This is a genomic window from Rheinheimera sp. D18 (genome assembly GCF_004345025.1).
Classification (GTDB): domain Bacteria; phylum Pseudomonadota; class Gammaproteobacteria; order Enterobacterales; family Alteromonadaceae; genus Alishewanella; species Alishewanella metallidurans.
Map to the genome: position 1 here is coordinate 1,132,926 of NZ_CP037745.1, position 12,100 is coordinate 1,145,025.

Sequence of the window (12,100 nt, forward strand, 5' to 3'; positions counted from 1 at the left end):
CTCTCCAATAAGCGGTAATATTATGCGCTATTGTAAAATTGTCTGAGGCAACTGGCAGCAATAATACTACTGTTAAGACGAAATAATTCAGTTGCATTTTACGCGTATCAAGCAACTAGGTTTTAAGTAAGCGTTACCACCAGCCGCGTATTTTAAACCAAATTAAGCCGGCAACACCGCCGGCGGCCATAGCCGCTAACGTAATAAAATAGCCATTATTCATTTGTAGCTCTGGCATATTAATAAAGTTCATGCCGTAAATACCCACAATAAAGGTTAGGGGAATAAAAATAGTACTTACCATGGTTAGCACTTTCATCCGTTCGTTTATTTGGTGTGACGTGGTGGAAAGATAGCCCTGCACTAAATCGCTTAGTTGATCATAGTACAGATCGGTCATGCTATGCAGCCGTTCAAATTTCTCATAAAAATCGCGTAATTCTGTTTCAGTAAAATTACGCAGCAAGGGGTTCTGCTCTTCATAAATGGCATCGGCAAAGATATCTTTCTGATAGGTTAGATTACGGTTAATTTTTCTCAGTACTGAACGATAACGCATAATCAGCGCCATCTGCTCGTCATTACCACGGTGCAGCATGGCATCTTCCAGCTCGCTTTGTTCATCTTCAAAGTTAATCAGTTTCTCTAAATAGCTAGCAGATACCGTGATAATAATTTGCTTAACCCAATCTGAAATAATAGCGCCATGCTTACTGTCAATATTAGGCGTTAGCTGCGCTAACAACTGCGGGTTATGGCAATCGATACGGCTAACAAGAACTTGCTTGGAGTAAATTAAATTTACCTGAGCGCTGCTAATGTATTCACTAAAATCGATATCGGCATAGCCGCGCATAACTAATAGTGTAAAGTTATCTTGAGCTTCTAATTTGGGCGGGTGACGCTCACGAATAAAATCTTCTACTAGCGTTGGTGCAATGGCAAAACGCTGTAAAACCTGTTGTTGCTCGTCAATACTTGCGTCGTTAAGGTTGATCCACACCCGTGCATCAGCAGAAAGTACGCTTGGCAATTGCGCGAGCGAAATAGGCTGCCAGCTACTGGTTTCAGGTTCAAAAAAGTTAATTAAAATCATAGTGCGGCTTTAGCAAAGAATATTTACTACAGCATACCTATAAAAGCACTGCACGGGCAAATGCCGGATGTAACATCTTGGTTTACGTTAAGACGATAAATTTATACGGCAATTGGTAGGTACGGCTATCACTATTGCTAAAAAAACAGATATAATGCGAATAATTCTTCTTTGAGTTTTGGTTGTCTAATGAGAAATTTTTTATTTTTATGCCTATTGTTAATAAGCTTGCCATCCTTAGCGTCGGATAGGCTAATTCAATTAATTGAATACATTGGCGCCGACTATGGTGCTGCCGTGCAGCAAGGTGAAATTGTTAATGCCGCTGAATTTGCGGAAATGCAGGAGTTTGCTAGTTTAATTCCTGAGCAGTTACCCACCAAGCATCCGGAGTTGCAACAGCAAGCGATACAGTTGCAGCAACTAATAGAAAGTCATGCTGAGCACGCACAAATTCAGCAACTAACAGCGAATATGCGCAAAGCAGTAATTGCCGCGATGCCGGCAATTACCTTGCCGGAAAAATCGCCAGATTTAGCCCGTGGTCAAGCCTTGTATCAAACTAGCTGTGCGATTTGTCATGGCGATACCGGCATGGGTAATGGCCCTGCAGGAATGCAACTAGACCCTTCACCGACGAATTTTCATGAGGTTGAACGTTACCGCGCGCGCAGTGTGTTTGGTTTATTTAATACGATTAGCTTAGGTGTCGAGGACACCGGTATGGCAGCGTTTGCTCACTTAGATGCACAAAGTCGCTGGGATTTAGCCTTTTATGTTGGTGCCATGGCATCAGAAGGCACTAACGTTTCACAATTGCCTGCAGGGCTAATTAATAAAGCCGCAATTTCTGAATTACTTACTGCGACACCAGACGATTTACACAATAGTTCGGGTGAGCAGGGTGCGGCGTTAATGGCACTATTTCGCCAGCAGCCTGACAAGTTTTTCTCGGCTACCGATGTGCGACCGTTACAAATAGCGCAAGATAAGCTGACGTTAGCACTTGAACAGCTACAGCAAAAAGATTACGACGCGGCGTATAACCATGCCGTAGCTGCCTATTTAGATGGCTTTGAGCTAATAGAAAATAACTTAGCTGCAGTTGATAATAATTTAAAAAATGTGGCCGAACAGCGCATGTTGAAACTAAGGCAGCGTATTAAACAACACGAAGAAATTACTGCCGTTAGTGCCGAAATTGTTGAAATACAGCAATTACTAAAACAATCGCAAAAGGCGTTAGATGAAACTGAACTAGCACCAATAAATGTGTTTTTGTTAGCGCTGCTTATTTTACTGCGTGAAGGTTTAGAAGCATTGTTAGTGGTGGCGGCAATTTATAGCGTAGCGGTAAAAACTAAGCAACCCGCACTGAAGCGTTCAGTGCATTACGGTTGGGTGGCGGCGTTAGCGCTGGGTGCCGTCACGTGGTTTGTTGCTAGCTTTATTATTACCGTTTCTGGTGCGTCACGCGAGATGACCGAAGGTTATACGGCGTTAATTGCTGCGGCCATACTGTTTTATATGGGTTTTTGGATGCATAGCAAAACCTCAGCCGTAAAATGGCAACAATTTATTAGCCAAAAAGTAAATAATGCCATGTCGTCCGGCGCGTATTTTGGTTTAGCTTTAGTTGTGTTTTTAGCGGTATATCGTGAAGTGTTTGAAACTATTTTGTTTTATCAATCATTATGGTTGCAAGGTGGCGCGGCGCACCAACTTAGTTTCTTAAGCGGTATTGGCGCAGCGCTATTAGGTTTATTGATTCTGGGTGTAGGCTTATTTAAATTTGCCCTTAAGCTACCATTAAAAACCTTCTTTGGCAGCACCGCTTTCTTAATGATACTGCTTGCCTTTGTTATGACAGGTAAAGGCATAGCCGCGCTACAGGAAGCCGGTACCTTGTCATTGAGCCATATTGCCGTACCAACCATAAGCTGGTTAGGCATATTCCCGACGGTACAAGGCATTTCGGCTCAGATAGTAGTGCTAGTGCTCGCGGCTATTTTATTAATAAAAGCACGTCGTGATGCTTAGTTGGAAAATAACAGCTTAGACGTAACGTTGCTCATTTAAGCGAGAACCGGCTTGCTCTAAACCAACCGTTGAAGGCATGGATGCCTGAAACGAGCCCCCATGGAAGGGTTTACGGCGTGTTGGTGTGAGCAAGCCGGTTCGTTGATATTGCTAACGGACCGGCTTGGCCTTAGATGCAGACTTTTTTATATGTAAATTTAGGCTTTTGTTGCGGCAATATATTCGTCAACCAATTGCTCTAATACGTCTAATGGCACAGCACCATTTTTTAATACCGTATCGTGGAACTGACGAATATCAAATTTATCACCAAGTTCAGTTTTGGCTTTTTGCCTTAACTCAACAAGTTTCAACATGCCAATTTTATAAGCAGTAGCTTGTGACGGCATTACGATATAGCGCTCTATAGCCTTTTCTATTGCGCTAGGAGTATTCGGGGTGTTGGCAATAAGATAATCTATCGCTTGTTCACGACTCCACTTTTGCGCATGAATACCGGTATCTACTACTAAACGGCAAGCTCGCCATAGTTCCATAGCTAAACGACCAAAGTCTGAGTAGGGGTCTTGGTATAGGCCAATTTCTTTGGGTAATAATTCAGTGTATAAACCCCAGCCTTCAATATAAGCGGTATAGCCACCAAAGCGACGAAACTTCGGCATGTCTTCTAGCTCTTGCGCTATAGCAAGCTGCATATGATGGCCTGGAATACCTTCGTGATAGGCAAGTGCTTCCATTTCATACTTTGGCATGTCGCTCATGCGATAAAGGTTGGCGTAGTAAATACCCGGCCGGCTGCCATCCATAGAAGGTTGTTGGTAAAACGCTTTACCTGCACTTTGCTCGCGAAATGGCTCGACAGCTTTGGCGATCATTGCTGCTTTTGGTTTAACGATAAACAACTCATCTAAGCGGCCGCGCATGTTATCAATCATTGCTGTCGCATCTTTTAAATACTCCGCTTTGCCGTCAGCGGTTTCTGGATAGTAAAACTGTGGATCAGTTTGCATAAATTTGAAGAACGCGGCTAAGTCACCTTTAAAGCCGGTTTTGTCCATAATGTCGTGCATTTCTTGATGAATACGTGCCACTTCATCTAAACCAATTTGATGGATTTGCTCTGCCGTTAGATTAGTGGTGGTAGTACGTTTTAATGCCGCGTTATAAAATTCAGCGCCGTCTTTAAAGCGCCATACACCATCAACCGTGTCTGCTGTTTGCTCAAGCTCAGTTAAATAATTAATTAACTGGTTATAGGCCGGTTTAACACTGGTTAACAGCGCAACTTTGGCTTCGTCTAACAACAGTTTTTTTGCTGAGTCATCAATGTCTAGCTTCGCTACTTTTTTCCGGAAATCAGCAAGTAAGGTGCCTTCATCGCCATTGTCAAACGGCGCACCTTGAATCACGTTTTCACTGGCCGAAATTACCAGTGGAAAAACAAACTTCGGCGCAATAATGCCGGCATCCGCGCGCTGCTGTAGCTGGTGTTGTAGTTGCTGAAATAGAGTAGGTACCGCATTTAAGCGCGCAATATAGGCTTTAGCATCGCTTACATCGCTGATACTGTGTTGATTGATCAGTAGTGACGGCACTTGAGAATGGATACCAAACATTTGGTTAACCGGGTAATTATACAAACGCCATTTGGCTTCAGCTAATTCTTGCTCTAAATTACGCTGCATTAATAGATAGCTAACGCGCGTGTGCTCATCAAGCTTATCGCTATTTATCGCCTGTAATAAAGTTAGGTGCTGCTGAGTTAAAGCTAAACCCGCTTCATAATGGGCATCAGATAAATCCTGCCATTTATCGTAGTCGTCTTTAATGCCTAAGCGCGTTTGTGTTATTGGGTTACGCCGCACATTGTCCATAAAAATTTGTTCAAACAAGGCATTGGCTTTTTCCGACTCACTAACTGCGGTTATCGTTGTGGGTGCTGCGCTGTCTGCGGTTGTGACGCTTTGTTGCGGGCCACAGCCAACAAGTAGCGCCATGCTAACCGCCAGAGGTATTAATGCTTTACGGGGAAAGGTGACCTGTTTCATGTTGTTTCCTGTCATTATTGTTAGAATAGTGAGTTTATTCTACGCAACTGCCAGTAGATGAAAAGGTAAAGTATCGCAGTTAGTGTGCTTGCTAACCTGTATTACTTAAATAAATATCGTCAATAAATCGTTTAAATAACGTGCGCCTTTATCGGTAATTTGCCAGTGGCTATCCGTTATCGTAATTAATTCCTTTTGTTCAGCTTCCTTTAGCGGCTCGGCAATGGTGCTAAGCGGTAGGCCGGTGTAGGCGGTAAAGTCGCTGATCGGGCAGGGCTCAAGTAAGCGAAACCGGTTCATAAAAAACTCAAACGGCCGGTCTTCAGCCGCAACTTGTTCTCGGCTATCTACATAACCACGGCTTATATCCATATAGCCTTTAGGATGTTTAATTTTTACTGTGCGTAAAATTGCGTTACGCGACGGTAAGGTAATCTTGCCATGCGCACCGCAACCTATGCCTAGGTAATCGCCGTAGCGCCAGTAGTTAAGGTTGTGTTGGCACTGTTGGCCTGTTTTAGCATAGGCAGAAATTTCATACTGCTGATAACCGTGCTGCTGCAACAATTCAAGGCCCTGCTGTTGAATATCCCACAAGGTATCGTCTGGCGGCAATATCGGCGGGCGCGAGGCAAATGCGGTATTGGGTTCAATGGTTAGTTGATACCAAGACAGGTGCGGTGGCGCTAAATCAATGGCTTGTTGTAAATCGGCTAGCGCGCCGGTTAAGTCTTGCTGGGGCAAACCGTGCATTAAATCTAGATTAAAACTTTTTAGCGGTAGCTGCTTGGCAAGCTTGGCCGCGGCGATGGCCTCGTTACTATCGTGAATACGACCTAGCGCTTTTAATTGCGCGGTTTGAAAGCTTTGTACGCCAATAGAAAATCGGGTCACACCTGCATTTACGTAGCCGGTAAAACGCTCAGCTTCTAAAGTGCCGGGGTTGGCTTCTAGCGTAACTTCCATATCGGTGTCACAGTTCAGCCGTTGTTTTACGCCTTGCAATATTTGGCCAATACCGGCAGCACTAAATACGCTGGGTGTGCCGCCACCAATAAAAATAGTACTTAAACTGCGCCCGCTAACTAGCGATAAATCTTGGTCTAAATCGGCCAGTAAATGGGCAATATACTCTTGCTCAGGAATACCTTGTTTAATCGCGTGTGAGTTAAAGTCGCAGTACGGACATTTTTGTACGCACCAGGGAATATGAATATAAAGTGCTAGAGGCGGTAACTGCAAAGCCACTCGTTTATCCTTGCTGTTGTAGCTGATTAAGTAGCTGTGTTAACGCTTTAGCGCGATGACTAAGCTGTTGTTTGCGGGCGGGTGCAAGTTCTGCACTGGTACAGCCTTCACTGGCGACAAAAAATATTGGATCGTAACCAAAACCCGACGAGCCAGCTTGTGTTTGGCTAATTTCACCGTGCCAAACACCGTGGCAAACTATGGGGATCGGATCTTCGGCGTGGCGGATATATACCAGCACGCAATGAAACTGTGCAGTGCGTTGCTCATTAGGTAGGTGTTTTAGCGTACTAAGCAGTTTATCGATATTGCTTTGATCAGTAGCCGCTTCACCTGAATAACGCGCCGAATAGATGCCAGGTGCACCATTTAAGGCATCGACAGCCAAACCTGAGTCATCCGCAATGGCGGGTAAGCCAGTTGCTAATGAAGCATGGCGAGCTTTAATAATGGCATTTTCAATAAAGGTTAAGCCGGTTTCGTCTGCATCGGTTATGCCTAATTCTGTTTGCGGCACTATGCTGAAATTCATCGGAGCTAGCAACTGAGCTAGCTCAGCGACCTTACCTTTATTGCCAGTAGCTAATACAATTTTTTGCGTCATAAGTGTGGTTTTAATCTACGTAGAAAGTTTGCTCAAACTTCAGCTGCTGAGATTCATTACCGCTGAAAATAGTGATGATAAAATTAAAGCGTTGTTCATGACGAAACGGCAGCTGTGCGAGATAATAAACGGCATCGCCCTCAGTTACTTCGCTAAACGTCAAGCTGGTTTGCCTGCCTTGTAAATCTTTAGCCGTACCCGTAATGCCAACCTTTTGCGCTTGTAAAGATGTAGAGTTTAACACTGAAATATTAATAATACCGTTGTATTTGCTGCGTTGCAGCTGGTATTGCTGGGCAATTTCAGGCGTTAGTACCGTAGCTGGAAAAGCAATATAGTGCACATCCCAATTACCCAATTGTTTTTTTTGCTCTGCAGCAACGCTAACGCTTAAGCATAAACTTAATAGCATTATCAGTATTCTAACTTTCATATATCGCTCTTAACCGTTTAGTATTCTTAGGCTAGCTAGTTACATCGCCTGATATTAATAGTTGTGCTACCAGCGGCGGCAGCTGCAGTGGCGCCTGGATCAGCACCATTTTATGTCGGCCTAATTCGCCCTTTTCAATGAATACGGCAGACTTGGCTACTTTAAAACTCTTGGCAAGAAACTTCTGTAAATGGGCGTTCGCTTTACCATCAACTGGCGGCGCGGTAATGGCGACTTTAATTTCATCGCCATGTAAACCTACCCAGTCGTCGCGGCTGGCTTTGGGCTGAATATATAGCCTAAGGCGAATGTCAGCACCGGTTTGACTTACTGCGCTCAAACGATGTGAAACCAGCTATTAAATAGGATATTTAAAAACTGTAAGCCAATTAACACCACAAGTACGGATAAATCTAATCCGCCCATTGGCGGCAAAATACGCCGTATTGGGCTTAATAATGGCTCAGTTAGTTGATGCATTAAATATTCTACTGGGCTGCGACCTTGGCTAAACCAGCTTAGTAGCGCACGAATAACCAAGATCCAAAATAGTAAGGTAAACACCTCTTTAACTAAAAAGATAAGTGACAGTACTAAGGTGGGCACTAAAGCAATTTGCCCCGACGGTATAAACTGTAGCAGCAGTAATTTTGTTAACATTACGGCATAAGCTAATACCAAGGTGGCGGTGTCTAACCGGCCAATGCTAGGTATAATTCGGCGCAGTGGTAATACAATAAAATTAGTTGCCTTTACCACAAACTGGCTAAAGGGGTTGTAGAAATCGGCCCGCACGAGTTGCAGCCAAAGCCGCAGAATAACTACCATCAGGTAAAGACCAAACACGGTGTCGATAAGAAATAACAAAGCTTGCATCAAACTCTCCAAATAGTAATAGTTACAGGCTTTGCGCCATTTCCTGTGCCCGTTTTATTGCAGCATACATGGCGTCTGAAACCATTTTTTCAAGGCCTAAATTGGCAAAGGTACTGACTGCTTCATGGGTAGTGCCGCCTTTAGACGTAACCTGCGCCCGCAAATCGGCAAAACTATGCTCGCTGTTTAGCGCCATTGTTGCTGCGCCAAGTGCGGTTTGCGCCACCATTTTTTTCGCATCCGCACTAGCAAAACCTAGCTGCTCTGCTACTTGCTGTATGGCTTGCATAAAAAAGAAAAAATAGGCCGGCGAGCTGCCAGTAACGGCAATAACATGGTCAATTTGCGCTTCGCTATCGAGCCATACTGTCATGCCAGTGCCACTGAACATATGATCAACAAAAGCTTTTTCATAATTGGAGCAACCAGATGGGAATAAACCAGTAACGCCTAAACCAACTAATGAAGGGGTATTGGGCATGGCGCGCACTAAACGAATATTGCCAAGCCATTGTTGGTAACGTGCGGTGGTTATGCCTGCAGCTAACGTCACAAATAGTTTGTCGGCAATTTCTGGCGCGGCCTCAATTAATGCGCTGCATAGCTCTTGCATCATCTGCGGCTTTACTGCCAATACAATGATATCTGCTTTGGTTACCGCCTCTATGTTGTCTAGTGTCGTGTGAATGCCAAAGTCGGTGGTTAGCGCGGTTAATTTTGGCTGACTGCGGTTAGCGGCAATAATGTTATCTGCTGGGTAGCCTGCATTAACCATTGCTGCAATGACACAGCGAGCCATGTTGCCTGCGCCAATAAAGGCGACCATATTGTCATTCATCTGTTTATTCATTCCTGTTTATAATCTCGAGCACCAAAAATAACCGTACCTAATCTTATCATAGTTGCACCGTATTTTAGTGCTAGTGGCCAGTCGTCTGACATGCCCATCGATAATTCATTGGCCTGTGGCTGCAGTTGTTGCAGCTGCAAAGACAGTTGCTGCATCGCAGCAAAAGCGTGCTCACTATCACCGGGTGCGGGTATGGCCATCAAACCTTTTAGTTCTAGGTTAGGTAGCGCGGCAACACTGGCGGCTAAGTTAAACATTTCATCTGCAGCAATGCCGGCTTTACTTGGTTCATTACTGATATTAATTTGCAGCAATACCTTAACTGGTGCAAGGTTTTCTGGCCGCTGCGCTGATAAACGTTCGGCAATTTTTAACCTGTCGATACTGTGTACCCAATGCGCATTTTCAGCCACTAACTTAGTTTTATTTGATTGCAGCGGACCAATAAAGTGCCAAACAATATTGTTATAAGTATTTAATTGTGCTGATTTTTCTGCTAATTCTTGCGGGTAGTTCTCGCCAAACTGGTATTGCCCTGTTTGATAGGCCGTTATAATGGCACTTGTGGGTTTAGTTTTGCTTACTGCGATTAGCTGCACTGTGTCTGATTTAATGCCAAGTAACCCGCATTTTTTGTTCAGGTTCTGATAGGCGAGGTTCAGTTGTTCTGCTATGTTATTCATATTAATTGGCAAATTGGAGTAAAATTGTCATGGATATTACCGAGTTATTAGCTTTTAGTGTGCAACATAAAGCCTCAGATTTACACCTTTCGGCTGGTGTGCCACCGCTTATACGCGTTGATGGTGATGTGCGTAAACTAAATATCCCACCATTATCACATAAAGAAGTACACGCATTAGTGTATGAGATTATGACCGACAAACAGCGTAAAGAATACGAAGAAAATTTAGAATCCGACTTTTCATTTGAAGTACCTAATTTAGCGCGGTTCCGTGTTAACGCCTTTGTACAAAATCGTGGTGCGGCAGCGGTGTTTCGTACTATCCCCAGCGAAGTGTTAACGCTTGATGACTTGGGCGCGCCAGAAATTTTTAAAACTATAGCTGAAAATCCTCGTGGTTTAGTGTTAGTTACTGGGCCTACAGGTTCGGGTAAATCAACAACCTTGGCAGCGATGATCGATTACGTTAACAGTATGCGCCACGACCATATTTTAACCATTGAAGATCCAATAGAATTTGTACATAACAACAAGTTAAGTTTAATTAACCAACGTGAAGTGCATCGTGATACCCACAGCTTTAGTAATGCCTTGCGCTCTGCGCTGCGTGAAGACCCTGACGTTATTTTAGTTGGTGAATTACGAGATTTGGAAACTATTCGCTTAGCGATGACCGCAGCAGAAACTGGCCACTTAGTATTTGGCACCTTGCATACTACTTCTGCGCCAAAAACTATTGACCGTATTATTGACGTATTCCCAGGCGAAGAAAAGGCTATGGTACGTTCGATGTTATCTGAGTCGTTGCGTGCAGTTATTTCACAAACCTTACTTAAAAAAATCGGTGGTGGCCGTATTGCCGCGCATGAAATTATGGTGGGCTTGCCGGCTATTCGTAACCTTATTCGTGAAGATAAAATTGCGCAGATGTATTCTGTGATTCAAACGGGTGCTGCGCACGGTATGCAAACGATGGATCAATGCTTATTAAACCTAGTTAACCGCGGTTTAGTGTCACAAAAAGACGCCGCAACTAAAGCGCAAGATAAAAACACCTTTGGCGCCATGGGCAGGATGTAAATAGCAATGCAGCTAGATAATTTTCTTGAAAAAATGGTGGCTGAAAAAGCATCAGATTTATTTGTTACCGCGGGTATGCCGGTGGCGGCTAAAATTAATGGTGAATTGCTGCCGATTGATGAAACGCCACTAACGGATGCTATGTCGCTTAAGCTGGTATTGTCGGTGATGAACGATAAACAGCAGCAAGAATTTATGACCAGCAAAGAGTGTAATTTTGCTATTGCAAACGATGCCGGACGTTTTCGCGTTTCTGCCTTTTGGCAACGCGATTGCGCCGGTATGGTAGTGCGGCGTATTGTTACCAAAATACCTAATGTTGACGAACTTGGCCTGCCGCCAATCATGAAAGAAGTGATTATGTCCAAGCGCGGTTTGGTGCTGTTTGTTGGTGGTACAGGTACGGGTAAATCAACATCACTAGCGGCGTTACTGGGTTATCGCAATAGAAATGCTAAGGGCCACATTCTTACCATTGAAGACCCAATAGAATTTGTGCATGACCATCATAAAAGTTTAATTACCCAACGCGAAGTGGGTATAGATACCGACTCTTTTGAGGCCGCGCTTAAAAGCTCGTTGCGCCAAGCCCCTGACGTTATTTTAATTGGTGAAATACGCTCGCGCGATACCATGGAATACGCCTTAGCGTTCGCTGAAACTGGCCATTTGTGCATTGCTACGCTGCACGCTAATAATGCAAACCAGGCCATTGACCGTATTATGCATTTGGTGCCAAAAGAGATGCATCAAAAGCTATTGTTCGATTTATCACTTAACCTACGCGGCATTGTGGCGCAACAGCTGGTACCTACAGCTGACGGTCAGGGCCGAGTGGCGGCAATAGAAGTGTTGCTTAACTCGCCACTAATAGCTGATCTGATTGCTCGTGGCGAAATGGGTGAAATTAAAGCGGTAATGACCAAATCTCGTGAGTTGGGCATGCAAACCTTTGACCAAGCCTTATATGACTTATATCAGGCTGGCCGTATCAGCTATGCTGATGCGATTCATCACGCCGACTCGCCAAACGACTTGCGTTTAATGATTAAGTTGCGCAGCGGCGATACTAAGGGTGCTGGGTTTTTGACTAATGTTACTATTGAAGGTTTTGAGAAGAAAGACGATTAAATAGGGTAG

General features: G+C 44.1%; 12 protein-coding genes. 3 read left to right on the plus strand and 9 right to left on the minus strand.

Going from position 1 to position 12,100, the window contains the following annotated elements:
• Positions 1-133 precede the first annotated feature (133 nt).
• Positions 134-1,096, minus strand: coding sequence for a magnesium transporter CorA family protein (locus E0Z06_RS05425; RefSeq protein ID WP_132582634.1), 963 nt, complete (start codon positions 1,094-1,096; stop codon positions 134-136).
• Between the two features lie 189 nt (positions 1,097-1,285).
• Between E0Z06_RS05425 and E0Z06_RS05430 the strand changes: the two genes are divergently transcribed.
• The gene (locus E0Z06_RS05430; RefSeq protein ID WP_132582636.1) at positions 1,286-3,136 is read left to right on the plus strand and encodes a cytochrome c/FTR1 family iron permease; all 1,851 of its coding nucleotides are present in this window, start codon (positions 1,286-1,288) and stop codon (positions 3,134-3,136) included.
• A 197-nt stretch (positions 3,137-3,333) separates the two neighbouring features.
• Here the strand turns inward: E0Z06_RS05430 and E0Z06_RS05435 are convergent, their stop codons facing one another.
• The 8 genes from E0Z06_RS05435 to E0Z06_RS05470 all read right to left on the minus strand — a co-directional run bounded on the left by E0Z06_RS05435 (position 3,334) and on the right by E0Z06_RS05470 (position 9,878).
• Positions 3,334-5,184 carry a DUF885 domain-containing protein gene (locus tag E0Z06_RS05435; RefSeq protein ID WP_132582638.1) on the minus strand — a complete coding sequence of 617 codons (1,851 nt, stop codon included), beginning with the start codon at positions 5,182-5,184 and terminating at the stop codon, positions 3,334-3,336.
• 105 nt (positions 5,185-5,289) lie between these two features.
• The gene (hemW, locus tag E0Z06_RS05440) at positions 5,290-6,432 is read right to left on the minus strand and encodes a radical SAM family heme chaperone HemW (protein WP_132582640.1); all 1,143 of its coding nucleotides are present in this window, start codon (positions 6,430-6,432) and stop codon (positions 5,290-5,292) included.
• Between the two features lie 4 nt (positions 6,433-6,436).
• Positions 6,437-7,036 carry an RdgB/HAM1 family non-canonical purine NTP pyrophosphatase gene (gene rdgB, locus E0Z06_RS05445; RefSeq protein ID WP_132582642.1) on the minus strand — a complete coding sequence of 200 codons (600 nt, stop codon included), beginning with the start codon at positions 7,034-7,036 and terminating at the stop codon, positions 6,437-6,439.
• Positions 7,037-7,046: 10 nt separating this feature from the next.
• The gene (locus E0Z06_RS05450; protein WP_132582644.1) at positions 7,047-7,469 is read right to left on the minus strand and encodes a DUF4426 domain-containing protein; all 423 of its coding nucleotides are present in this window, start codon (positions 7,467-7,469) and stop codon (positions 7,047-7,049) included.
• A 31-nt stretch (positions 7,470-7,500) separates the two neighbouring features.
• Complete coding sequence (gene yggU, locus E0Z06_RS05455; protein ID WP_132582646.1) at positions 7,501-7,809, minus strand: DUF167 family protein YggU; 309 nt, start codon at positions 7,807-7,809, stop codon at positions 7,501-7,503.
• Positions 7,806-8,345: a YggT family protein gene (locus E0Z06_RS05460; RefSeq protein ID WP_132582648.1), complete on the minus strand. Its 540-nt coding sequence runs from the start codon at positions 8,343-8,345 to the stop codon at positions 7,806-7,808. Before E0Z06_RS05460 ends, yggU begins: the two co-directional genes overlap by 4 nt.
• A 22-nt stretch (positions 8,346-8,367) precedes the next feature.
• Positions 8,368-9,183 (minus strand): pyrroline-5-carboxylate reductase, encoded by an 816-nt coding sequence (gene proC, locus E0Z06_RS05465; RefSeq protein ID WP_132582650.1) that lies wholly within the window; start codon positions 9,181-9,183, stop codon positions 8,368-8,370.
• A gap of 8 nt (positions 9,184-9,191) precedes the next feature.
• Positions 9,192-9,878 carry a YggS family pyridoxal phosphate-dependent enzyme gene (locus tag E0Z06_RS05470; protein ID WP_132582652.1) on the minus strand — a complete coding sequence of 229 codons (687 nt, stop codon included), beginning with the start codon at positions 9,876-9,878 and terminating at the stop codon, positions 9,192-9,194.
• Between the two features lie 29 nt (positions 9,879-9,907).
• Between E0Z06_RS05470 and E0Z06_RS05475 the strand changes: the two genes are divergently transcribed.
• Together E0Z06_RS05475 and E0Z06_RS05480 are read left to right on the plus strand one after the other, a co-directional pair.
• Positions 9,908-10,960: a type IV pilus twitching motility protein PilT gene (locus E0Z06_RS05475; protein WP_132582654.1), complete on the plus strand. Its 1,053-nt coding sequence runs from the start codon at positions 9,908-9,910 to the stop codon at positions 10,958-10,960.
• Positions 10,961-10,966: 6 nt separating this feature from the next.
• On the plus strand, positions 10,967-12,091 hold the full coding sequence (locus E0Z06_RS05480; protein ID WP_132582656.1) for a PilT/PilU family type 4a pilus ATPase: 1,125 nt from the start codon (positions 10,967-10,969) through the stop codon (positions 12,089-12,091).
• Positions 12,092-12,100 lie beyond the last annotated feature (9 nt).